General features: G+C 51.9%; 20 protein-coding genes and 1 pseudogene. 12 read left to right on the top strand and 9 right to left on the bottom strand.

What is annotated here, in order from left to right; translation table 11 throughout:
• Positions 1-609: 609 nt before the first annotated feature.
• From ACH0WD_RS04020 to ACH0WD_RS03990, 7 genes are all read left to right on the top strand, one after another.
• A complete protein-coding gene (locus ACH0WD_RS04020; RefSeq protein ID WP_000207012.1) occupies positions 610-939 on the top strand; it encodes a YqcC family protein in 330 nt (109 codons plus the stop codon).
• Positions 939-1721, top strand: a complete 783-nt coding sequence (truC, locus tag ACH0WD_RS04015) for a tRNA pseudouridine(65) synthase TruC (protein WP_000890023.1) — start codon at positions 939-941, stop codon at positions 1719-1721. The genes ACH0WD_RS04020 and truC overlap by 1 nt, the downstream gene beginning before the upstream one ends.
• Positions 1722-1739: 18 nt before the next feature.
• Positions 1740-2189 (top strand): flavodoxin, encoded by a 450-nt coding sequence (locus tag ACH0WD_RS04010; protein WP_000807739.1) that lies wholly within the window; start codon positions 1740-1742, stop codon positions 2187-2189.
• A gap of 481 nt (positions 2190-2670) precedes the next feature.
• The gene (gene gudP / locus ACH0WD_RS04005) at positions 2671-4029 is read left to right on the top strand and encodes a galactarate/glucarate/glycerate transporter GudP (protein WP_000097015.1); all 1359 of its coding nucleotides are present in this window, start codon (positions 2671-2673) and stop codon (positions 4027-4029) included.
• Positions 4026-5366 carry an enolase C-terminal domain-like protein gene (locus ACH0WD_RS04000; RefSeq protein ID WP_000211795.1) on the top strand — a complete coding sequence of 447 codons (1341 nt, stop codon included), beginning with the start codon at positions 4026-4028 and terminating at the stop codon, positions 5364-5366. Before gudP ends, ACH0WD_RS04000 begins: the two co-directional genes overlap by 4 nt.
• Positions 5367-5386: 20 nt before the next feature.
• Positions 5387-6727: a glucarate dehydratase gene (gene gudD, locus ACH0WD_RS03995; RefSeq protein ID WP_000107112.1), complete on the top strand. Its 1341-nt coding sequence runs from the start codon at positions 5387-5389 to the stop codon at positions 6725-6727.
• A gap of 77 nt (positions 6728-6804) precedes the next feature.
• The gene (locus ACH0WD_RS03990) at positions 6805-7947 is read left to right on the top strand and encodes a glycerate kinase (protein WP_000706487.1); all 1143 of its coding nucleotides are present in this window, start codon (positions 6805-6807) and stop codon (positions 7945-7947) included.
• Positions 7948-7990: 43 nt separating this feature from the next.
• Here ACH0WD_RS03990 and barA read toward each other — a convergent pair whose 3' ends face one another.
• Positions 7991-10747 (bottom strand): two-component sensor histidine kinase BarA, encoded by a 2757-nt coding sequence (barA, locus tag ACH0WD_RS03985; protein WP_000186398.1) that lies wholly within the window; start codon positions 10745-10747, stop codon positions 7991-7993.
• Positions 10748-10804: 57 nt separating this feature from the next.
• On the opposite strand from barA, the gene rlmD reads away from it, so the two are divergent.
• From rlmD to ACH0WD_RS03965, 4 genes and pseudogenes are all read left to right on the top strand, one after another.
• A complete protein-coding gene (gene rlmD, locus ACH0WD_RS03980) occupies positions 10805-12100 on the top strand; it encodes a 23S rRNA (uracil(1939)-C(5))-methyltransferase RlmD (RefSeq protein ID WP_000046862.1) in 1296 nt (431 codons plus the stop codon).
• Positions 12101-12151: 51 nt separating this feature from the next.
• Positions 12152-14386, top strand: coding sequence for a GTP diphosphokinase (gene relA, locus ACH0WD_RS03975; protein ID WP_000226841.1), 2235 nt, complete (start codon positions 12152-12154; stop codon positions 14384-14386).
• A gap of 84 nt (positions 14387-14470) precedes the next feature.
• Positions 14471-14827, top strand: a complete 357-nt coding sequence (locus ACH0WD_RS03970) for a type II toxin-antitoxin system ParD family antitoxin (protein ID WP_023785404.1) — start codon at positions 14471-14473, stop codon at positions 14825-14827.
• Positions 14793-14912 (top strand): annotated as a pseudogene (locus ACH0WD_RS03965) (type II toxin-antitoxin system RelE/ParE family toxin); the annotation flags it as partial. The gene ACH0WD_RS03970 and the pseudogene ACH0WD_RS03965, both read left to right, overlap by 35 nt.
• A 119-nt stretch (positions 14913-15031) precedes the next feature.
• Here ACH0WD_RS03965 and ACH0WD_RS03960 read toward each other — a convergent pair.
• The 8 genes from ACH0WD_RS03960 to ACH0WD_RS03925 all read right to left on the bottom strand — a co-directional run bounded on the left by ACH0WD_RS03960 (position 15032) and on the right by ACH0WD_RS03925 (position 22903).
• The gene (locus ACH0WD_RS03960; RefSeq protein ID WP_023135214.1) at positions 15032-16081 is read right to left on the bottom strand and encodes a hypothetical protein; all 1050 of its coding nucleotides are present in this window, start codon (positions 16079-16081) and stop codon (positions 15032-15034) included.
• 11 nt (positions 16082-16092) lie between these two features.
• A complete protein-coding gene (locus ACH0WD_RS03955; protein WP_001188945.1) occupies positions 16093-17178 on the bottom strand; it encodes a hypothetical protein in 1086 nt (361 codons plus the stop codon).
• A 28-nt stretch (positions 17179-17206) separates the two neighbouring features.
• A complete protein-coding gene (locus ACH0WD_RS03950; RefSeq protein ID WP_001079647.1) occupies positions 17207-17743 on the bottom strand; it encodes a fimbrial protein in 537 nt (178 codons plus the stop codon).
• A complete protein-coding gene (locus ACH0WD_RS03945; protein WP_000832396.1) occupies positions 17740-18210 on the bottom strand; it encodes a fimbrial protein in 471 nt (156 codons plus the stop codon). The genes ACH0WD_RS03950 and ACH0WD_RS03945 overlap by 4 nt, the downstream gene beginning before the upstream one ends.
• A 14-nt stretch (positions 18211-18224) precedes the next feature.
• Positions 18225-18731: a fimbrial protein gene (locus ACH0WD_RS03940; RefSeq protein WP_000178262.1), complete on the bottom strand. Its 507-nt coding sequence runs from the start codon at positions 18729-18731 to the stop codon at positions 18225-18227.
• Between the two features lie 19 nt (positions 18732-18750).
• On the bottom strand, positions 18751-19524 hold the full coding sequence (locus ACH0WD_RS03935) for a fimbria/pilus periplasmic chaperone (RefSeq protein ID WP_001044459.1): 774 nt from the start codon (positions 19522-19524) through the stop codon (positions 18751-18753).
• 12 nt (positions 19525-19536) lie between these two features.
• Complete coding sequence (locus ACH0WD_RS03930) at positions 19537-22233, bottom strand: fimbrial biogenesis outer membrane usher protein (protein WP_071591118.1); 2697 nt, start codon at positions 22231-22233, stop codon at positions 19537-19539.
• 82 nt (positions 22234-22315) lie between these two features.
• A complete protein-coding gene (locus tag ACH0WD_RS03925; RefSeq protein ID WP_000842512.1) occupies positions 22316-22903 on the bottom strand; it encodes a fimbrial protein in 588 nt (195 codons plus the stop codon).
• Positions 22904-23510: 607 nt separating this feature from the next.
• Here ACH0WD_RS03925 and mazG point away from each other — a divergent pair.
• The gene (gene mazG / locus ACH0WD_RS03920; protein WP_000210454.1) at positions 23511-24311 is read left to right on the top strand and encodes a nucleoside triphosphate pyrophosphohydrolase; all 801 of its coding nucleotides are present in this window, start codon (positions 23511-23513) and stop codon (positions 24309-24311) included.
• Positions 24312-24329: the final 18 nt, after the last annotated feature.

The following is a 24329-nucleotide window of genomic DNA, read 5'->3' as shown; positions in this document are numbered from 1 at the left end:
GTTTGCCCTAACGGGTGTGAGAGATCTCTTACAAAGTCTGTAGGAGATCGCCAGGATATCAGCGGATACTGAGCCCCGTTTTCTTATATAAGTCTATATAAAACAACTAATTAAAATGTTTTTGCGCACTTTCATATGAAAATTTACTTAAGGTATTGTCTGTAAGCGTCTTGTAAGACAAGGTGAAACAGGCGATTCTATCTTCGTCGACAGGGAGTCGTACAACGAAGCGAACGTCAGGATGATGACGCTTCAGCAGGACACGCCAGGATGGTGTTACAAGGAAAGGCTTCAGGATGAAGCAAAGTGGAAAGCGCAGGATGCGTTAAAGGACACCTCCAGGACGGAGAACGAGAGCCGATCAGGATGTTCGGCGGGTCTGGATGACCAGGGACGCTTCAGGAAGAAGCTATCACATCGGGCGATGTGCGCAGGATGCAAACGTTCAGGATGAACAGGCCGTAAGGTCACAGGAAAAGTTGTCACGGATGAGCAGGGAGCACGAAAAGTAGCTGGAATGCTGCGAAACGAACCGGGAGCACTGTTTATACAGTGCTCCCTTTTTTTTGTTATTCTTCGCGCCAGATTTTCATCATTGAGGTTTTTAACATGACGACTCATGACCGTGTGCGTCAGCAGTTACATGCGCTTGAAACGCTGCTGCGCGAGCATCGCCACTGGCGGCTGGATGCGCCGCAGGCGCACCTGTTTACCAGCACTCAACCATTTTATATGGATACCATGGAACCGCTGGAATGGCTGCAATGGGTATTGATCCCACGTATGCATACCCTACTTGATAATGCGCAGCCGCTGCCCGAGGCGTTTGCCGTCGCCCCTTATTATGAAATGGCGCTGGCGGCGGATCATCCGCAGCGGGAGGCGATCCTGGCGGTTTTGCAGGATCTGGATGCGCTATTCGTCCGCGATAAATCCTGATGCTGGAGATCCTCTATCAAGACCCGTGGCTGGTTGCCGTGAATAAACCCGCAGGCTGGCTTGTTCACCGGAGCTGGCTGGATCGCGACGAAAAAGTCGTGGTCATGCAAACGGTGCGCGACCAAATCGGCCAGCATGTTTTTACCGCCCACCGTCTCGACAGACCCACGTCGGGCGTACTGTTAATGGGGCTGTCCAGCGAAGCGGGACGCCGTCTGGCGCAGCAGTTCGAGCAGCACCACATCCGTAAACGCTACCATGCCATTGTGCGCGGCTGGCTGATGGATGACGCGGTACTGGATTATCCGCTGGTGGAAGAGCGCGATAAAATTGCCGATAAATTCGCCCGCGAAGATAAAGCGCCCCAGCCGGCTGTAACGCACTATCGCGGACTGGCGACGGTCGAAATGGCGGTGCCGACCGGACGTTATCCCACCACGCGTTATGGTCTGGTTGAGCTGGAACCAAAAACGGGACGCAAGCACCAGCTTCGTCGTCATCTGGCGCATCTGCGTCATCCTATCATCGGCGACAGCAAGCATGGCGATTTGCGACAAAACCGCAGTGCCGCAGAGCATTTTGCCTGTCGTCGCTTGATGCTTCATGCCAGTCGGCTTGAGCTGACGCACCCCTTCACCGGACAGCCGTTGATAATTCAGGCCGGGTTGGATGAAACCTGGATGCAGGCGCTGACACAGTTTGGCTGGCGGGGACTTCTCCCTGACAATGAAAGGGTTGAGTTTACGGCGGCGTCCCGGCAGGATGAGAATCATCAGGCATAATTCAGGGAGATACGCATAATGGCAGAAATTGGTATTTTTGTCGGGACCATGTATGGCAACTCACTGCTGGTGGCGGAAGAAGCGGAAGCGATCCTCGCCAGACAGGGCCACAGCGCGACCGTGTTTGAAGATCCTGAACTGTCCGACTGGCAGCAATATCAGGATAAGGTTGCGCTGGTCGTTACCTCGACGACCGGGCAGGGCGATCTACCGGATAGCATTGCGCCGCTCTTTCACGGCATTAAAGATACAGTCGGTTTTCAACCAAACCTGCGTTACGGGGTGATTGCGCTAGGTGATAGCAGCTACCCCAATTTCTGTAATGGCGGCAAACAGTTTGATGCCCTGTTGCAAGAGCAAAGCGCGCAGCGGGTGGGGGAGATGTTATTCATTGACGCCAGCGAACATCCGGAGCCGGAGAGCCAGTCCAATCCCTGGGTTGAAAACTGGGGAACTTTACTTTCCTGAGGTAAATCCCTCCCCCCTACGGGAGGGTACCTTTTCGTTTGCTTGCGTTGCCAGTAAGCAAAATCACGACCTGTACACAGTGTAAAGTAACTGAATCGTGTTAGCTTTGGGCATATGCCCGCAAAAGCGGCAGTTTTTTACGGGCGTTTTCATGTAATCAAGCGACCTGTTTCACATTCTTCTCTTTTTATTCCTCCTGCGTCGACGCCTGGCGCCTTCTGATTTCATTTCCGTGAAGTGGCTTCCACTGTCCTGGGCTTTTGCCATAAACAGGCGTAATTCATCGCCAAAATACTGTGTTGTTGCACGGTGAGTGTGTGTGGCGCGCTTTTTATACTTCTCCTGCCAGTGAATAAAAGCATGCAGCGTGCAAAGCAAACGACCTAATAAAAGCTGCAACAAGGAAACGTTATCTCTGATTCCCTACCGGTTGTGCAGTTCAGAGTGAGCGTAGCTAACGCGAAATTTCAGGAGTGCAACAATGAGTTCATTAAGTCACGCGGCGAGCAGTGCGGAGAAACGCACGAACGCCCGCTACTGGATAGTGGTGATGCTGTTTATCGTCACATCCTTCAACTACGGCGACCGCGCCACATTGTCCATTGCCGGCTCAGAAATGGCCAAAGATATCGGCCTTGATCCGGTAGGTATGGGCTATGTTTTTTCTGCTTTTTCATGGGCCTATGTTATCGGGCAGATCCCGGGCGGCTGGCTGCTGGACCGCTTTGGTTCCAAACGCGTCTATTTCTGGTCTATTTTCATTTGGTCAGTCTTCACCCTGTTGCAGGGTTTTGTCGATATCTTTAGTGGTTTCGGCATTATTGTCGCCCTCTTTACGCTTCGTTTCCTGGTTGGTCTGGCGGAATCGCCTTCTTTCCCGGGCAACAGTCGCATTGTTGCAGCCTGGTTCCCGGCGCAGGAGAGGGGAACGGCGGTGGCCATCTTTAACTCCGCGCAATACTTTGCCACGGTTATTTTCGCGCCAATTATGGGCTGGCTGACGCACGAAGTGGGCTGGTCGCATGTCTTCTTCTTTATGGGCGGGTTAGGGATCATCATCAGCTTTATCTGGTTGAAAGTTATCCATGAACCAAATAACCATCCGGGCGTAAATAAGAAAGAGTTGGAGTACATCGCAGAAGGCGGCGCGCTGATCAATATGGATCAGAAAGACACCAAAGCGAAAGTACCGTTTAGCGTCAAATGGGGCCAGATCAAACAGCTGCTGGGCTCTCGTATGATGATTGGCGTTTACATCGGTCAGTACTGTATTAACGCATTGACCTATTTCTTTATTACCTGGTTCCCGGTCTATTTGGTCCAGGCGCGCGGCATGTCGATTCTCAAAGCGGGCTTTGTCGCCTCGGTTCCTGCAGTCTGCGGCTTTATCGGCGGCGTGTTGGGCGGCATCATTTCCGACTGGCTGATGCGTCGTACTGGCTCCCTGAATATCGCGCGTAAGACGCCGATTGTGCTGGGGATGTTGCTGTCAATGGTTATGGTGTTCTGTAACTATGTGAACGTGGAATGGATGATCATCGGCTTTATGGCGTTGGCCTTCTTCGGTAAAGGTATCGGCGCGTTGGGCTGGGCAGTAATGGCGGATACCGCGCCGAAAGAGATCAGCGGTCTTTCCGGCGGCTTGTTTAATATGTTCGGCAATATCTCCGGTATTGTGACGCCAATCGCGATTGGTTACATCGTTGGCACCACCGGTTCCTTCAACGGCGCGTTGATCTATGTCGGCGTACATGCCCTGGTGGCCATCATCAGCTATCTGGTGCTGGTAGGTGATATTAAGCGTATTGAACTGAAACCTGTCGCAGGACAATTATCATGACAACGCAATCCAGTCCCGTTATTACGGACATGAAGGTCATTCCGGTTGCCGGACATGACAGTATGCTACTCAACATCGGCGGCGCGCATAACGCGTACTTCACCCGTAACATCGTCGTCCTCACCGATAACGCCGGGCATACTGGCGTCGGCGAGGCGCCGGGCGGAGAAGTGATTTATCAGACGCTGGTCGATGCTATTCCGATGGTATTAGGCCAGGAAGTCGCCCGCCTGAACAAAGTGGTGCAGCAGGTGCATAAAGGCAACCAGGCCGCTGATTTTGACACCTTTGGTAAAGGCGCATGGACGTTTGAACTGCGGGTTAACGCGGTGGCGGCTTTGGAAGCGGCGCTGCTTGATCTACTGGGACAGGCGCTTAATGTGCCGGTCTGTGAACTGTTAGGGCCCGGTAAACAGCGCGATGCCGTCACCGTGCTGGGCTATCTCTTCTATATTGGCGATCGCACTAAAACCGATCTGCCGTATCTGGAAAGCACGCCGGGCAGTCATGAATGGTATCACCTGCGCCATCAGGAAGCGCTGAACAGCGACGCGGTCGTGCGGCTGGCGGAAGCGTCTCAGGATCGCTACGGCTTTAAAGATTTTAAACTCAAGGGCGGCGTGCTGCCGGGCGAACAAGAGATTGATACCGTTCGCGCGCTAAAAAAACGCTTCCCGGACGCGCGTATTACCGTGGATCCGAACGGCGCCTGGCTACTGGATGAAGCCATTGCGTTGTGCAAAGGGCTGAATGATGTACTGACCTACGCGGAAGATCCGTGCGGCGCGGAGCAAGGATTCTCTGGTCGTGAAGTCATGGCGGAGTTCCGCCGCGCGACAGGACTGCCGGTGGCGACCAATATGATTGCCACCAACTGGCGTGAAATGGGACACGCGGTGATGCTCAACGCGGTAGATATTCCTCTTGCCGATCCGCATTTCTGGACCCTCACCGGCGCCGTTCGCGTGGCGCAACTGTGCGATGACTGGGGGCTAACCTGGGGCTGCCATTCGAATAACCATTTTGATATTTCACTGGCGATGTTTACCCATGTCGGCGCGGCGGCGCCAGGCAAACCCACCGCTATTGATACGCACTGGATCTGGCAGGAGGGCGATTGCCGCCTGACTAAAAATCCGCTGGAAATTAAAAACGGCAAAATTGCCGTTCCGGATGCGCCAGGACTGGGCGTGGAGCTTGACTGGGAACAGGTGCGAAAAGCGCATGACGCGTATAAAACGCTGCCAGGCGGCGCGCGTAATGATGCAGGCCCGATGCAATACCTGATCCCCGGCTGGACTTTTGACCGCAAACGCCCTGTTTTTGGTCGTCACTAATTCTGAATAAGGACACAGTTATGAGTACTCAATTTACGACGCCTGTAGTGACTGAAATGCAGGTTATCCCGGTTGCGGGTCATGACAGTATGCTGATGAACCTGAGCGGCGCGCACGCCCCGTTCTTCACGCGCAACATCGTCATTATTAAAGATAACTCCGGCCATACCGGGGTCGGCGAGATTCCGGGCGGCGAAAAAATCCGCAAAACGCTGGAAGATGCGATCCCACTGGTGGTGGGAAAAACGCTGGGTGAATATAAAAATGTCCTGACCGCCGTTCGCAACCAGTTTGCCGATCGCGATGCGGGCGGACGCGGTTTACAAACGTTCGATCTCCGTACCACTATCCATGTGGTGACTGGTATTGAAGCGGCAATGCTTGATCTTTTGGGCCAACACCTGGGCGTCAACGTCGCTTCGCTGTTAGGCGACGGTCAGCAGCGCAGCGAAGTCGAAATGCTGGGTTATCTGTTCTTTGTCGGCAATCGCAAGGCCACGCCGCTGCCGTATCAGAGCCAGCCGGATGAGCAATGCGACTGGTATCGTCTGCGCCATGAAGAGGCGATGACGCCGGAAACGGTAGTACGTCTGGCGGAAGCCGCCTATGAAAAATACGGCTTCAACGACTTCAAACTGAAAGGCGGCGTGCTGGCGGGCGAAGAAGAGGCCGAGTCAATCGTGGCGCTGGCGAAACGTTTCCCACAAGCGCGCGTTACGCTCGATCCAAACGGTGCCTGGTCGTTGAACGAAGCGATCAGCATTGGTAAATACCTGAAAGGTTCTCTGGCCTATGCAGAAGATCCGTGCGGCGCGGAGCAGGGTTTTTCTGGTCGTGAAGTGATGGCGGAATTCCGTCGCGCGACCGGATTACCGACGGCCACCAATATGATAGCGACCGATTGGCGTCAAATGGGGCATACGCTGTCGCTGCAATCTGTAGATATCCCGCTGGCGGACCCGCACTTCTGGACTATGCAAGGCTCTGTACGCGTGGCGCAAATGTGTCATGAGTTCGGTCTGACCTGGGGATCGCACTCTAACAACCACTTTGATATTTCGTTGGCGATGTTTACCCATGTTGCCGCGGCGGCGCCGGGCAAGATCACCGCGATCGATACCCACTGGATCTGGCAGGAAGGCAACCAACGTCTGACTAAAGAACCGTTTGAAATTAAAGGCGGCATGGTGCAAGTACCGGCCAAACCGGGTCTGGGCGTTGAGCTCGATATGGATCAGGTGATGAAAGCGCATGAGCTCTATCAAAAGCATGGCTTAGGCGCGCGTGACGACGCGATGGGAATGCAGTACTTAATTCCTGGCTGGACGTTTGATAATAAGCGTCCTTGCATGGTGCGTTAAGTCAGAGCCGGTTCCGTAAGGAACCGGTTCTTCTCTGGGTGTATGCTTAACAGGATCAACATGCGTAAGGACGACTTATGAAAATAGTGATCGCACCAGACTCGTATAAGGAAAGTTTGAGTGCTCTTGAGGTCGCGACCGCCATTGAACAAGGATTTCGCGAGATCTGGCCTGACGCCGATTACCTGAAATTGCCGCTGGCTGATGGCGGAGAGGGTACTGTCGAAGCGATGGTTGAAGCGACGGCGGGTCGAATCGTGCATGTTGAGGTCACCGGGCCGTTGGGGCATCGCGTCAATGCGTTTTATGGGCTTTCCGGCGATGCGCGTTCCGCGTTCATTGAAATGGCGGCCGCCAGTGGGCTGGAGCAGGTACCGCCCGCGCAACGCGATCCGTTGAAGACCACATCATGGGGAACCGGCGAGCTGATCCGTCATGCGCTGGATGCGGGCGTTGAGCATATCATTATTGGTATCGGCGGTAGCGCCACCAACGATGGCGGCGCGGGGATGGTGCAGGCGCTGGGGGCCAGGCTACGGGATGCGCAGGGCAATGATATTGTGCAAGGCGGCATTGGGCTGGAAACACTCGCCAGCATTGATATCAGCGGCCTGGATAAGCGTTTGTCGGCGTGTCATATAGAGGTCGCCTGCGATGTCACGAATCCCCTTACCGGCAAAGAGGGCGCGTCTGCGGTTTTTGGTCCGCAAAAAGGGGCGACGCCGGAAATGATTGAACGCCTGGATACGGCATTGACTCGCTATGCGCATTTGATTGCCCGCGATCTGCATGTCGATGTGTTGGATCTGGCAGGCGGCGGCGCGGCAGGCGGCATGGGGGCGGCGTTATACGCGTTTTGCGGCGCGCAGCTACGGCGTGGTATTGAGATTGTCACCGATGCGCTTCATCTGGAAGCGTGTCTTGCGGATGCTGATTTAGTCATCACCGGCGAGGGGCGCATCGACAGCCAGACCATTCACGGTAAAGTCCCTATTGGCGTGGCAAACATCGCCAAACGGTATAACAAGCAGGTAATTGGTATTGCGGGTAGCCTGACGGCGGACGTTGGCGTGGTTCATGAACATGGGCTTGATGCCGTTTTCAGCGTGATTTATACCATCTGCACGTTGGAGGACGCGCTGAAGAATGCGAGTGAAAACGTACGAATGACCGCGCGCAACGTGGCTGCAACGCTGAAAGCGGGGCAACAGTTACGCTGAGTTATAGGCCGGATAAGGCGGTCACGCCGCCATCCGGCGAATATCAGCCTAATATCTTCTTCGCTTCACGCGCGACATTATCCATCTCATCCAGCAGCTCCAGAAACTCAGGCTCCAGCTCCTCTTCGTGGACGCCGCTGCGAAGCTGTTGCTCAATAAGCTGGCAAAGGTTCTTCATCCGCGGTACGCCGCTATAGCCGCAGCTCCCGTGTAGCTTATGGACCAGATCGACCAGGCCGTTGGGATTTTCTCCCACCAGTTGTTCTTCAATTTTGTTGCGCACTTCCGGCAGAAAATCAATCAGCATTTGCAGCATATCCCGCGCCAGATCGGGCTTACCGGCAGCCTGGCGGAGCGCAAGCTGCCAGTCGAGCGTTGCATTCGGATTGAAGATAAACTCAGCCGGTTCCGGCGCCAGCAGGCGCGCTGCTACGTTGGCGCCAGGTTTATAGCGCAGCAACAGATTATGCAACTTCTCTTCTTCTATCGGTTTAGCCAGATAGTCGTTCATGCCCGCGCTGAGCAACTTCTCTTTTTGCCCGGCCATCGCATGTGCCGTAACGGCAATAACCGGTGTTTGCTGCTGATGAGGAAGCTGGTGAATCAATTCGCAGGCGCGTATGCCGTCCATATCCGGCATCTGAATATCCATCAAAATCAGATCAAACTGCATTTGTTTCGCCCGATCTACCGCCTGATGTCCGCTATCACAAAGTTCTACGTGCTGGACTTTATCTTCCAGTAACGCGCCGATAAGCTTCAGATTGGCGGGATTGTCATCAACCGCCATAACCGTCATGGTGATTTTACTGGTATCCATTAGCAGCGGTTCAGGATGGTGATTCAACTGGCAATATTCCGTCAGCGCTGGCAACAGGCGCGTTGACGTCAATGGTTTTAACAGACAGGCCGCCGCGCCTCCTTGTTTCAGCTTTTCGGCGTTAATTTGCGCATGGCAAGGTAGCGCCAGCAGTAGAAAGTCCGTCATTGACGCCGCTTTCGCCAGACGTTCATGCTGCATAGTGAGCGGCTCGCGGAAGGTCACCGGAACGCTCAAAATCATAATATCGTAGTGCGCTAACGGCAGCGCGGAGAAGGTCGGGCTGTAAACCACCTCCACCGGCGTGTCGCTCAGTAGATCCAGGGTACATTGCGCGGCGGTAGCATTCGGTTCGACATAAGCCAGCCGTTTCCCGGCCAGACACGCGGTCGACGGCCCGTCAATAATGACATTTGGGTTAAGATCAAGATTAATATGAAACCAGAAGGTCGAGCCGCGATTAGGCTGGCTGTGGAAAGAGATATCCCCGCCCATTTCGTTGACCAGCTTTTGCGTAATCACCAGCCCAAGCCCGGTGCCGCCGTGACGGCGAGAAATACTGGCATCGGCCTGGCGAAACGCCTGAAACAGTCGCGACTGGTCGCGTTCCGGAATGCCGATCCCCGTATCGCGGATCTGCACTTCAATCTGTACTTTGGTGTTACTAAGCGCCCGCTTTTCTACCAGAATGTCGATATTGCCACTCTCGGTGAACTTAATGGCATTACCCACCAGATTAGTAATGACCTGTTGCAGGCGCAGCGGGTCGCCAATCACATTATCCGGGACGTCGTTTTTAATATTTAACGTCAACTCCAGCCCTTTATCATGCGACGAGTGGGCCAGCAGCGTAACCACTTCATCCAGCGTATTACGCAGTGGAAAAGGGATACTTTCCAGAATGAGCTTACCGGCTTCCAGCTTGGAGAAATCAAGCACGTCATTAATGATCGCCAGCAGATTATTCGCGGAACGTTCAATGGTGTTCAGATGGTCGCGCTGGGTGGGGTTCAGCTCCGTTTTTAATGTCAGGCGGGTAAAGCCAATGACGCCGTTCAGCGGCGTTCGCAGTTCGTGCGACATGTTCGCCAGGAACTCCGACTTAATACGCGCCGCTTCCTGGGCGCGCTTTTTCGCCAGATCCAGCTCAACGTTTTGGATTTCCATCTGCTCAAGGGTTTCACGCAGGTCCGAGGTGGCCTGATCGATATTATGCTGCATCTCTTCGTGATAGGCGGCAAGCGACATCGCCATGGAATTAATGCCGTTTTTCAGCATGTCCAGCTCGCCCAGCATAAATCCTTCCACCCGGCTATCCAGTTGTCCGCGGCGAATGCGGTCAACGGTATTCACCATATTACGGATAGGCCCGGTGACATCGCGCATAAGCCGCCAGCCAAAGATCAGCGCAATGCCAATACAAAAAAGCATCATCACGCTGGAGATAAAAATCTCTTTGTATTGCTGTAGCCTTACCGACTTGAGATCCAGTTCAAGTGCCACATACCCCAGCATATTTTTGGTATTTTTCGCGTCGGCAATCGCTGACTCGTCCGGCGAATAGCTCTCCGAGATAATCGGGGTGCGCAGAATCATAATATCGCCGTGGCGATCGACGCTCAGACGACGTGGAAACGGCGCTCCGGCGGGAAGCTGCATCTGTGAGGGGTCCAGATGGAAATTAGACGTTACAAACAGGCGGTTATGATCGTCATAAACGGAAATCGCCCGCACAATATCAGAGTGTCTGCGGTGCAGGACGCTGATAAGTTGGCCGATAGACTCCCGGTTTTGTAAGTTCATACCATATTCGCTGGAGACGGCGAGCGGTTCAATAATACTGGCGCCGGCATCTTCCAGTTGACGCTGCAGGTCGTTATAGCGGTGCACTACAAAAAAGATACTGAGCAGCAAACCTATCAGGACGGTCGGGGCCAGGATCAGAATCATCATGCGTGCGCGCAGGCTGTAGTTGGTCATGGAGTTCCGTTATGGGACAATTAGGGTCACACTGTTAAATTGAGAAAAAGCTGGTCGATGGCGCAATTCTACTCTGCAAAACGGCGCGTGACGACGCGTCAGATCATAACCGTTAAAGTCAATGACCTCGATTCATTTGGTCAGGGCGTAGCCCGTCATAACGGAAAGGCGCTGTTTATCCCCGGTTTATTGCCTGAGGAAAGCGCAGAAGTCATTATTACAGAAGATAAAAAGCAATTTGCCCGCGCACGCGTTTCGCGCCGTTTGAATGATAGCCCGGAACGAGAAACGCCGCGCTGCCCGCATTTTGGCGTCTGCGGCGGTTGTCAGCAACAGCATGTCAGCATCACCCTGCAACAACGCAGCAAAAGCGCGGCGCTGGCGCGTTTGATGAAACACGAGGTGAATGACATCATCGCCGGCGCGCCCTGGGGTTATCGGCGTCGTGCGCGGTTAAGTCTGAATTGCCCGTCGGATAAACCGCTGCAAATGGGATTTCGCAAAGCGGGTTCCAGCGATATCGTCAATGTCGAACAGTGCCCCGTTTTGGCGCCCCAGCTTGAAGCATTGCTGCCCCGAATCAGGGCGTGTCTGGCGAGTTTACACGGCACCCGACATCTTGGGCATGTTGAGCTGGTACAGGCGGGAAGCGGTACGCTGATGATTCTGCGCCATACCGCGCCATTAAGTGCGGCGGATAAAGAAAAACTGGAACGCTTTTCGCATTCTGAGGGATTGTCTCTGTTTCTGGCGCCGTTTAGCGAGATACTGGAAACGGTATCTGGCGAGGCGCCCTGGTATGATTCGCACGGCTTACGTTTAGCCTTCAGTCCGCGAGACTTTATTCAGGTTAATGAGGCGGTAAACCAGCAAATGGTCGCCCGCGCGCTGGAGTGGCTTGATGTGCGCGCCGAGGATCGTGTCCTGGATCTGTTCTGCGGAATGGGGAATTTTACGCTGCCGCTGGCAACGCGCGCGGCAAGCGTGATTGGGGTTGAGGGCGTTCCGGCGCTGGTAGAAAAAGGCCGTGAAAACGCCATCCGCAATGGTTTACATAATGTGACATTCTTCCATGAGAACCTGGAGGAAGATGTCACGAAGCAGCCGTGGGCGAAAAACGGCTTTGACAAAGTCTTACTCGATCCTGCGCGTGCGGGGGCTACAGGAGTGATGCGACATATTATAAAATTAAAACCTATTCGCATTGTTTATGTATCCTGTAACCCGGCGACGCTGGCGCGCGATAGTGAAGCGCTGGTCAATGCGGGATATGAGGTTACGCGTTTAGCGATGCTCGACATGTTCCCGCACACAGGACATCTGGAATCAATGGTTCTGTTCGAGCGCATGTAATGATTACCGGCTTACCGACTTCGGTAGGCCTGGTCCCTTAAGGAGAGGACGATGGTCGCGGTAAGAAGTGCACATATTAATAAAGCTGGTGAATTTGATCCGAAGAAGTGGATCGCAAGCCTGGGAATTTCCAGCCAGCAGTCGTGTGAGCGCTTAGCCGAAACCTGGGCGTATTGCCTGCAACAGACACAAGGACATCCGGATGCGGATCTGTTGCTGTGGCGTGGCGTGGAGATGGTAGAAATTCTTTCCACGCTGAGTATGGATATCGACACGCTGCGGGCGGCGCTACTGTTCCCTCTGGCCGACGCCAACGTAGTCAGCGAAGATGTACTGCGCGAAAGCGTCGGGAAATCTATCGTTACCCTGATTCATGGCGTGCGCGATATGGCGGCGATCCGTCAGCTAAACGCCACTCATAACGACTCTGTTTCTTCGGAGCAGGTTGATAACGTCCGTCGAATGTTATTGGCGATGGTGGATGATTTCCGCTGCGTGGTGATCAAACTGGCCGAGCGAATCGCTCATTTGCGCGAAGTGAAAGAGGCGCCGGAAGATGAGCGCGTGCTGGCGGCGAAAGAATGTACCAACATCTATGCGCCGCTCGCTAATCGTCTGGGCATCGGGCAACTGAAGTGGGAACTGGAAGACTACTGTTTCCGCTACCTGCATCCGGCGGAATACAAACGCATCGCCAAACTGCTGCATGAGCGCCGTCTCGATCGCGAACATTACATCGAAGAGTTTGTTGGACATCTGCGCGCCGAAATGAAAAACGAAGGCGTGCAGGCGGAAGTCTACGGACGACCAAAACATATTTATAGCATCTGGCGCAAAATGCAGAAAAAGCATCTGGCGTTTGATGAACTCTTTGACGTGCGCGCCGTGCGTATTGTCGCTGAACGTCTGCAGGACTGCTACGCCGCGTTGGGGATAGTGCATACGCACTATCGTCACCTGCCGGATGAATTCGATGATTATGTCGCTAACCCCAAACCGAACGGTTACCAGTCTATCCACACCGTGGTCCTGGGGCCGGGCGGTAAAACCGTTGAGATCCAGATCCGTACCAAACAGATGCATGAAGACGCCGAACTGGGCGTGGCGGCACACTGGAAGTATAAAGAAGGCGCCGCGTCCGGCGGCGTGCGTTCCGGTCATGAAGACAGAATTGCGTGGCTGCGTAAGCTGATCGCCTGGCAGGAAGAGATGGCCGATTCCGGCGAAATGCTGGATGAAGTGCGCAGCCAGGTGTTTGACGATCGGGTCTACGTTTTTACGCCAAAAGGCGACGTGGTTGACTTGCCTGCCGGATCTACGCCGCTCGATTTTGCTTACCACATCCACAGCGATGTCGGGCACCGCTGCATTGGCGCTAAAATCGGCGGCCGTATTGTGCCATTCACCTATCAGTTGCAGATGGGCGATCAGGTTGAAATTATCACGCAGAAGCAGCCGAATCCCAGCCGCGACTGGCTGAATCCAAACCTGGGCTATGTGACGACCAGCCGCGGACGCTCGAAAATTCACGCCTGGTTCCGTAAACAGGACCGTGACAAAAATATCCTGGCTGGACGGCAGATCCTCGACGATGAGCTGGCGCATTTGGGGATTAGCCTGAAAGAGGCCGAGAAACATCTGCTGCCGCGCTACAACTTTAATGAGCTGGAAGAGTTGCTGGCGGCGATAGGCGGCGGCGATATCCGTCTTAATCAGATGGTGAATTTCCTGCAATCGCAGTTCAATAAGCCGAGTGCAGAGGAGCAGGATGCAGCGGCGCTGAAACAGCTTCAGCAAAAAACATACGCGCCGCAAAATCGTCGTAAAGACGACGGGCGCGTGGTGGTAGAAGGCGTGGGTAATTTGATGCACCACATCGCCCGCTGCTGCCAGCCGATTCCGGGGGATGAAATTGTCGGCTTCATTACTCAGGGGCGGGGGATTTCCGTGCACCGGGCCGACTGCGAACAGCTGGCGGAACTGCGCTCCCATGCGCCGGAGCGGATCGTAGAGGCGGTATGGGGCGAGAGCTACTCGGCGGGATATTCGCTGGTGGTGCGCGTTCAGGCCAACGATCGCAGCGGCTTGCTGCGCGATATCACCACCATTCTGGCTAACGAAAAAGTCAACGTGCTGGGCGTCGCCAGCCGCAGCGACATTAAACAGCAGATCGCCACCATTGATATGACCATCGAGATCTACAACCTGCAGGTGCTGGGCCGCGTGCTCGGTAAGCTGAACCAGGTGCCGGATGTGATTGATGCACGGCGACTGCACGGGGGGTAAACCCTAGACAGTAATAATGTAGCGGCTTTGCTACTCGTTCAGCAAAGCCGCATTAGCCAACCCCATAAGCATGAGATATGGGGTATGTTTTCGACGTACATTTCATTTCCGGTGTACTCTTATGTAAGATTTATACTTACAGTGGAGGCTGTTATGGCCAGAACAATGACCGTTGATCCTGGCGATGAACTGCGTGAGTTTATTGAATCGCTCATAGAATCAGGTGATTACAGAACACAAAGTGAAGTGATCAGAGAGTCTCTTCGTCTGCTGAGGGAAAAACAGGCCGAGTCACGACTTCAGGCGTTATGTGAACTTCTGGCTGAAGGTCTGAACAGCGGAGAGCCGCAGGCCTGGGAAAAGGATGCCTTTTTACGGAAGGTCAAAACAGGGATGATCAAACCCGATGAGAACGGTAAAATTAACGCCAAAGGCCAGTGAAGATCTGGAAAATATCTGGCATTACTGCTGGCAGCATTTTGGCGAAATACAGGCCGATCGATATATTAATCATCTATCAGATATTATTCGGGATGTAGGGAGATACTCGAGGGCTACGGCTTGATGTTTTATAAAGATATCTGGTAGCTATCTGCTTACCAGATATCTGGTATGGTTCCATGAAAATCGGTTTTGTTCAAATTTCTATTCGTATGGCAGTAATACGGTTACCGCACAATCGGTGTCAATGTTGACTCGTCCCCAGGTACCACGAAGTTCTACCATCTGTGAACGGGCACATTCAGTATTGTTTTGATCACAGGGAATAGCCTCAATCTGCATGTTTTTATCATCACATGCTATTGATACTGTTGCATTATCTATTATTTGTGCACAAATTGAATCTGATTCATAGACATCACAGGGCATATTTCCATGTCTTAAAAAAATATTTGCAATGAGCTCATTGGTTTTTGGTCCACTAAATTCTTTATTTATTGAGGTTACTTCTGAGTATTTATCAAAAGAAGCAGCTAAATTTTCAGGATCGATTGAAGCGATAATTTGTACGCTGTCACTATAAAATGACATTTTATCATTAATGGTGGTAATGCTGGTCCCAAAATTGGCGTCAATAATCGAAATTTCCGTTTTTATATTATGGTCTGTAAAGCCGTAATCAGTTATACTATAAGCGTCATAGGATACTTGATGTTTTTTGGTGTTGTAAGTTATTTCCCCATCAATATATTGCGATTGTGCGTAATCATATGAAGATGGTTCGATATGTAATTTTAAATCTTGTTTGATTATTGGTGCATCGTATAGTGGTGATATATTTAATTGTGCATCGATATTGCTGGTCCAGACACAATCAAGTGTGGAATTATCATGTGATGTACAGCGGGCCCGGCGGGTTTCAGTCATATTGGGAAGTGTGAAAAAAGTGCTGCCAATGATCATTCTTATACTGGAATCCATTGTTATCGTTGATTCAATATCGACCCATAGCCCAGGAGCGCACGTTACCTGACTGCCACGTAGTTTTCCACCAGTACATAACATCTCAATATTCTCTGGTAATAATGATGTTCTAACCCGTAGGTCACTATTTAAATCAGCTGTACCTGCCCCTCTGCCTGCCATATTATTCAATTCGGCATTGATCTTAACGTATCCAGATCCAAATGTATTGTTGGTGAAGCACATGAATAGAATAAATGAAATTATGATTCTTTTGTTTATGGTCATCATTTTTCCTGTGTTTATTCGTAGGGTATCAAAACGGTGATTGCACAAGTTGTATCAATGCTGACTTTCCCCCAGGTACCATTTATCGTACCTACTTTGCCGTTCAGGCAATGTGTTGTGTCTGAAGCATTACAAGTGCTGCTAAAGGCAAGCTGCGCATTCAGATCGTGACATACAAGAGCAACCGACGTCTTATTAAGACTGTAGTTACACAAGGATGTATCGTCGCATGGCGTATTGCCATGGTAGAGATATACAGAGGCTAGCTCGACATTATTTTTTGCGCCAGTCATGGCGACTTCTGTACTGTGCACTATCGTATTTTCAGAAAATGAAGCATCTAATATTTCTGGAGGCAAATAACGATGTAGGGTGGACGCTGGAGAGCCATTAAGTACAAGTGATCCGTTCCATATACCGAAATCACCCTCGGTATCTTCTGTCACTGTTACAGTCCATTTGAATTTCAGATTCTCAATGCCCGATGTTTCCGGTTCATAACTAGCGTAACTGCTTACCGATTCATCAATAATAATATGGCCGGAAAGGGATGAATATTGATTAGTGTCATTATTTCCTCCTCCGGGTATTACCGAAACTGTAAGATTTTGCTGGTTAATTGTTATTCCATTCTGTTTGGTAAGTAAGGTGAGGGGAAGTGAAAATGATTTATCCCATACACAAATTGCGCTGTTAGTTGCCTGATTACCCGTACAGTCGGCATGTGCCGTCGCTTTTACCGCTTCACCAGTAAAACTATAAGTGATACCGTTATCGACAGCGGTTGTATTGATGAAAGAAGTTGATGGATCAAACTCAAGGGTGGATTCAAGTCCATAGGGAATTGTACCTTGAGTAGTACAACCACCCCCATCGCCTCCACCTGACTTAGTGCACGATGAAAGGATATGAATGTTTGTTGGTAATGGGGTATGGATGGTATCGAGTGTAGGATCGCCAGTCAGTGCACCAAGACTATCAAACTGTGAAATAATTTGAGAATTATATTCTATATCCGTTCTTACTTCAGCGCATTGTAGCGCAATACACCAAAAACCAGATATTATTACCAGTATTAGCTGTAATAAAATTCGCTGCATTTCATATCCTTATAATTTTACCTATAGCTTACTGATATTCAAAACTCACTGTTGCGCTACCCGAAAATTCCCCCGGCATAACATCTTCACCAGCGTATTTTTGCAGCCAGGCCTGCAAGTTGATGGTGGTAATCCCTTCCTTCAGCACAAAAGCTGTACCCACTGTTACATTGATACTCACTGGTTGCTGTGCAGCCGTTTCCACGCCAATCGCAAAACCACTGGCTTCCGACGAGGGCTCCAGCGCCAGCAGTCCGGGCAGAGTACTGTCTTCAACGCCCTGAAAGGTCACCAGCACGCCGTTGGCTAGCGCTGTTTTGCAATCCTGGAGGCTAAGTGTGAATGGAACAGGAGTCGTTTGCCCGCTGGCGTCGAAATTGTCACTGCCAATAGTATGAAAATCCACCGTTGCCATCGTGTCATTATCCACTACCAGGTTACAGGCGCCGGCAACCAGCTTACCGCTGTAGTGCACATTAGGCGTGGCGGCAGGTAGCGTATTGCAAACCGCCCATAACATTACGCCTCCGATCAAATGCCCGGCAGTTTGAAAAATACGGTTCATTGGTAATCCACCTGTAACGTGGCAAAAGCCTCAAAATCGCCTTCGGCAGGCTCTTTACCTGGCTGTTTTACCGGCACGGCTTTTAGTGTGGGAAGCGATGACTCATCGATGGTTAGCGACGTGCCGGGAGGAAACACCGTGCCGTTCTGCTGAAGTTCAATGCCCAGCTCAGGGACATTGGTGGTTAAGGCATTTGCGGAGTAAGGCGTCGCCGTGCCCAGATAGCTCAACGTAAAAGTTAATGCGTCATCGCGAAAGCTGCTGTCGCAGGTAAGGGTCCACGGGATCTCGGTCAGGTAATTGACGCCGTCAATATTATCAATAATCACGCTACCAAAACTGACCTCCAGCGTTTCACCATTATTGATAGTACAGGCGGGCGGGTTTATCAGTTTGCCGTGAAAGGTCAAATTGTCGGCGCAGGCAAACTGGGTGATTAAAAGCGTCAGGATAAGCACCCTTTTCACTATGAATCTCTCCATCACTGGTAATCCACGACTAACGTCGCACTGGCGTTAAAATCGCCACCCGCTAACTGCGTGGTGGGCTCTTTAACCGGTACGGCTTCCAGCTCCGGCCCATTGCTGCCGCTCAGGGTGAAGTTCAGCCAATCCGTTATGCCAACCGGAACCAGTTGTTTATTGCCCGCCTGCTGAATACGGATGCCTAACCCCTGCACCGAAGTTTGCAGAACCTGCTCCCCGCTGATGGTGGTAGTGCTCCCCTGAATTTGTAGCTTCAGATAGTCACTCGCTCTGCCATCGCAGTTCAGGCTGTAGCCCACAGGTTTCGTTTGAGAAACATCGCCAACTTTGGTGGTCAGGACATCGCCAAACTCTACGGAAGCGCCGCCTACCGTACAGGGCGGTGGTTGAGTGACGACCAGATGCAGCTCCAGTTGCACGGTTTTTGTGCCGGCAGCCTCGGTGCCGGTAACGAATCCACCGCACAGCAGCACCAGTATTTTCCAGCGAGTCAACATCGTCATGGATCTCTTTCGCACAGGATTACTTATTCGCTTTCTTCTCAGCGTCACGGGTTTTTTCCTCATTGACCTTGCAGGTATTCCCTGAGCAGGTAAAAACCAGCAGGCGATGGCCGCCGTAATCATCGACGTAGCCCACCACCGGTGAGCTGCCGAGCGAGGCACCTTTGATGGGAGAGGTCACTTTTTCACGCGGGGCAATCAGCAGGTTTTTAAAGCCGGAGGCGGTTTCGTTCTCTTTGCTACCGGCATTGCTGATGACGAGGTAAAACGGTGTGGGGTTGTCGAAGATCACACCATCGCCCTGGTAGGTCAGCGTGAGCTTCGTCTGCCACGGGTGCGTCTTATCCACCTGCCGGGCGACGGCTACCGGGCGGTAGAAAAACTTAATACGCGTTTGCAGCGCCAGCTGGAGCGTATTAGGCTTATCGCTTTTCGGCGGAATTTCCCGCACGTTGAAATAAAACAGACTTTCCCGGTCCTGCGGTAGGCTAGCCGCGGCTGGTAACGGCTGGACTTTAACCTGCCCGTCGGATTTTGGCTCAATACGCTGCAGCGGCGGCAGGGCGGTAAAATAGCGGGTATCTTTGGCGAACTTATCGTCTTCCAGCCACGCCTGTGCGAGGTAGGGCAGAGTGGCGTTGCCGTTTTTCAGCGTGACGGTGATTGAATTTTCATTGCCGTTAAAAATAACGCGGGTACGATCTGGCACAATCGCGCTGTGCGATACCAGCGGCGCAGCCAGTAATACCGAAGCGATAAGCGCCTGGCGCTTAAAATGGTTGGTCTTGTTCATTACAGATTCCCTTTATTCCATATCCTTGCGATTCACCGCATGGTTGTCAGCCAGCGGTATGGGCGGGGTTTGAGTGGTTGTCGCCACCGGCGCGGCCGGTTGGCCATCGGTTTGCGTATGTTCCTGGATTAGCGGTTGCGCAGGCAGCGGAGAACTTTTCTGCGGTGCGGTGGGGGGCTGACCTTCCAGCATTTTGCACGGCAGCAATAGCGCGTTGGCCAATAGCTCCGGTGTAAACGTGGGCGGGAGTGATGCTTCACACTGCGCCGCGCCATCCCAGAAGACTTTCAATGTTTCCCCGGCTTTTACGCCCGCCAGCCAGGCGTTGCCGTCATCGGCCATCAGGCCCAACTGCTGCTGGCGCTCGTTTTTCACTTCGGCGCCGAACGGTGGGAAGTCGCCGTCTGCCAGCCGGAAAACCGCCATCATTTTCTCGCCGCTGACCACGTCAAAGTGACGGTAGCCGATGGCGCCTTCGGTGAGCGTGATCTGCACAACCGACTTAGTAGCTTCCGCCTTCTCCGGCAATTTGTTCAGATCGATACGCGCCAGGCTGCGCGAATAGCTTCCGACATCCGCAATCACGGCCTTGCCGAAAATGTTGGTTGAGGTTGGTGAGCCGTTACCGCTAACGGGGACGTCCGCAATGCCGTCGGTATCAACCAGCAAACGTGTGCTGCCCGCTAAACTTCCCCGGTGTAGCGCGCCGCCCTGGGTGGTCAGAGTCATGCCGCCGCGCAGCGACATGCCCAGTGAACGGTACGATCCTTCTTCATAATCCGCGCTCAGATCGATGTCCGTCAGCGCGCCCTGATGGCTGTAATAACCGTCTGCCTGCGCGCCTTGTTCATCCTGCCCGACGTGAAGCTGCCAGTTATCGCCGTTCTGGCTGTGGCCGGAATAGCCGAGCTGATTACGGTGTTGACTACCGTTAAACGTACCGTTGTAGCTGATGGAATCATTGCCCCAGGGAACAGACAGCGAGATATAGACGCCATCATCTTTATCACCGTTATATTCGCTGCGATAGCCGTTCAGCGACGCACTGAGATTTTTTATCGACCCTAAGTCGAAGTACCAGGAAAGAGACAGGTTATAGTTACTCTGATCCGGGCTGTCCCAGAAGGTACTGCGTGAGTAGCTGAAATAGGCGCTCATGCCCTGTTCACGGAAGTTCTGGTTATAGGTGACCGTATAGCGTTCTTTTTCGTGACCGGCATTGAGATGATGATAGGTTTTCGCATCCAGATAGTCGCTCATGCTCATAAAGTTCTTTTCTGAGAAGCGGTATCCGGCAAAGGTTAGTCGGCTGTCGATTTCATCAAAGTCACGGGAGTAGCTGATGCGATATGAGTTACCCTGCAGAGTTTCGCCGTCAAACCCGTCGTCTTGCGGCATGTGGGCGATGGAGTGCGTAATGTCGACCGCCACCGCGCCCACCACGCCAAGATCCTTACCGCTTCCCAACGCCACGGCCTGATAGCTGCTTTCTCCAATTGCGCCGCCATATAGCGACCAGCCGTTGGTGACCCCCCACGAAGCTTCCGCCGAGGCGAATGTGCCGGTAATGGGGTGATGATCCCAGTCCTGCGGGCGGCCCAGCGCCATCTTGTAGCGCACCATGCCGGGGCGCGTCAGGAAGGGAACCGATGCGGTGTTAACGTCAAACTCCTGGGTCTGACCGTTCTGCTCTTCCACGGTGACGTGCAACGTACCGGAAACGGACTGGTTGAGATCCTGAATACGGAACGGTCCTGCGGGCACCTGCGTTTCATACAGTACGCGCCCCTGCCAGGAGACTTTGACTTTTGCGTTAGAGCGCGCAATGCCCACGATCTCCGGCGCATAGCCGCGCAGTTTCGGCGGCAGCATCTGATCGTCAGAAACGACGCTGGCACCGATATAGTTAAAGCTGTCGAAAACATCGGACTGGAGATAGCTTTCGCCCAGCGTAAGTTTGGCCCCGAGCGTCGGTAGTGCGCGATAGGCGTAGTAGCGGCTCCAGCTCTGATCGTGGAGGGTGGAAGTGTTCTCGTCATCGTCACGATGGTCGTAGCTGGCCTGCCAGTCGGCCCGCAGTCGCCATGCGCCCAGGTTCGCGCCTAATGTCCCGTTGCCGCTGATGCTTTGCTCTTCGCTGCCGCTTTCTTGATCGTGGCGGAGCTGATTATTAATGTTGTAATCCAGAATGATGCCGGGAATACCATTATCCCAGCGGGCGGGTGGGTCCCAGTCGACATCGCTGTATTCCATATACGCCTGGGGTAAATTCACCAGCAGCGTGGAGTGTCCCAGGTCAGCCTGAAAATCCATGCCTTTCAGTGAATCTGGCGCCAGACATTGTCGTTCACCGTGCGTTATCCAGACGAGTTTTTCCGCGAGTTCCGGCTTTATACCCAATTGCGTAACTAATTCTGGTTCTGCGCAAACCTCACTTCCTTGTGGATCATGTTCTGGAATAATCCAGTTAACAGGAAATTCCTGCGGCAGAGTCTGTCCGTTAATTTTAATTTGTAAAAGGTAGACGCCTGGCAGGATAAAACCCTTACGAGAAAACTGTGCAATGTTAACGTTATCGCGATTTTTTACATCGAGGAAATCGGTATTAAATTCGATGTCTTTGCCTGACGCGCTATAAGGGGAGGCGCTTAGAAGCATTCCCACTCCGCACGCTATTGGGCAAAGAACACTTTTCCATGTGTTATTCATCAAATATATTCCGCAATAAAACTCAACAGGAATACCCTACCTAAAGCGGCAGGGTATTATCGTCGTGACTCTGTTAACTGAATTACAGGTAAGAGATAGTGACGTTGGCGGCGCTGCTGAATTCACCTGTGCCTACGGTGCCGGTTGCTGCGCCAACCAGCCAGGCGGTGAAATTCAGGCTTTGCTTCTCATCAAGAATGGTATCTCCGTCCAGGTCCGCAATGGCCTGTGTATAGGTATCGCCCAGTTTGATATTGTTTTTGCCAGCATCGCCGATTGCCAGGCTTACGTTGCTAATAGCGCCAGTGCCGTCAGTCTTCATCAGCGCGAGATTATCCGTGGCGCCTGTAGCCGCTGTGGTTCCACTACCTGTAGTGAATACTACATTCATATTTTTCTCGGTAGCCCAGGTACAACCCTCAAGATCGATATGAAAGGTACGGGCATTGTTGATGGTCGTTTTACCATTACTCAGCGTGCCATTACCGATACTTGAACCCATATTGACTGTTTGATCTTCCGTATCCAATGTGACAGAGCAGGGGGAATCAACAATATTACCAAGGAAAGTGACCTTCGCTGTGTTGCTACCCGCGGCTTGAGCGCCGGAGACAATTCCCATAACTAAAGATGCAGTTACTGCCAGTTTACAAAAATGAGATGACTTCATCGTGTTATCCTTAATTAACGTGTTTTATGGCAACATTTTGTACGCGTATACCAAGGGATATGCGGCATAGAGCCATGCTGCGGGCTTTGGGTAAAAAATAGGTCATAATAAAAATATTATATTTCTACATTTTTATGAGTATATTCTTATGAGCTGAATGATCGTACCTGCTCATAGAATATTATATGTAATACTTTCAATATATTTATTTCATGTATGTTCCAGAAAAAAACAAAAAAAAGCGGTCTTTTTTGAATATTAAACTGGCGTGCATGCTACTCGTTTTTCCGTAAAAGTGAAATAATTTATTTTTTTAAAAGGGAAGGCTCTTTGGGTGGGGTGCTTATAGTGTTTGCATAATTTTTTTACTTAATTGATGTTATTTATAATGTCTGGTGCAAATATCTGTTTTTTTAATAAATTAGTTATATGATTATTATATTGTTGTGTATCGATTAATAATTTTAAAGTTATACGGGGAAGGTAGCATTCAACACCTGTTAACAATATATTTTATTATATAGGCGTTACCGTAGTGTCTCTGTGCGTGAATGGTTAAGAATAATACGTTACAATTGTCGCTGGTATTTACAACCGATTAAAAACCATGACAACTAACCATCAAATTGACCGTCTTCTCACCCTCATGCAGCGCCTGCGTGACCCGGAAAACGGCTGTCCGTGGGATAAAGAGCAGACCTTCGCCAGCATCGCGCCTTATACGCTGGAAGAAACCTATGAAGTACTGGATGCGATTGCGCGTGAGGATTTTGACGATTTGCGCGGCGAACTGGGCGACCTGTTGTTCCAGGTGGTGTTTTACGCGCAGATGGCGCAGGAAGAAGGCCGCTTCGATTTTAATGATATCTGCGCTGCCATCAGCGACAAGCTGGAGCGCCGCCATCCGCATGTTTTTGGCGAGCTTTCCGCGGATAATAGCGAAGAAGTCTTAGCTCGCTGGGAGCAAATCAAAACGGAAGAGCGCGCGCAAAAAGCGCAGCATTCCGCGCTGGACGATATTCCGCGCAGCTTACCGGCCTTAATGCGCGCGCAAAAAATCCAGAAACGTTGCTCAAACGTGGGCTTTGACTGGACGACGCTGGGACCGGTCGTCGATAAGGTCTATGAAGAGATCGATGAGGTGATGTTCGAGGCGCGGCAGGCGGTTGTTGATCAGGCTAAACTGGAAGAGGAAATGGGCGATTTGCTCTTTGCCACGGTCAACATGGCGCGTCATTTAGGTACGAAAGCGGAGCTCGCTTTGCAAAAAGCGAACGATAAATTTGAACGTCGTTTTCGCGAAGTTGAACGTATTGTCGCCGCCAGAGGCCTGGAAATGACCGGGGTGGACCTGGAAACAATGGAAGAAGTTTGGCAGGAAGTAAAACGCCAGGAAATTGATCTCTAAAGGTTTTAGGCGGTCAAG

The sequence above is a fragment of the Salmonella sp. 2020_1395 genome, assembly GCF_043848115.1.
GTDB classification, from domain to species: Bacteria; Pseudomonadota; Gammaproteobacteria; order Enterobacterales; family Enterobacteriaceae; genus Salmonella; species Salmonella enterica.
This window is presented reverse-complemented; position numbering and strand designations above follow the sequence as displayed.